The 231-nt window shown below is 35.9% G+C and carries 1 protein-coding gene; it reads left to right on the forward strand.

All coding sequences use genetic code 11. The features are described 5' to 3' along the window. Nucleotides 1-231, forward strand: a 231-nt coding sequence (locus KVT27_RS26425; protein ID WP_217582361.1) for a MarR family winged helix-turn-helix transcriptional regulator, incomplete at both ends; no start/stop codon positions are given.

Consider the following 231-nt stretch of genomic DNA (forward strand, 5'->3'; position numbering starts at 1 on the left):
AAGTATTTATTGCATTATCTCGTGTACAGCGTTCTGTTATGGATACTACAAATAAATCTATACAAAGTAACGGGTTAAATCCAACTGAATTTGCTGTATTAGAACTGCTATACCATAAAGGCGGTCAACCACTTCAGCAAATTGGTGAGCGTATTTTAATAGCTAGTGGCAGCATTACATATGTTGTAGATAAGCTAGAGAAAAAGGGACTAGTAAAGAGAATTCCATGCC

It is taken from the genome of Lysinibacillus sp. GbtcB16 (assembly GCF_019091145.1).
GTDB lineage: Bacteria > Bacillota > Bacilli > Bacillales_A > Planococcaceae > Lysinibacillus > Lysinibacillus fusiformis.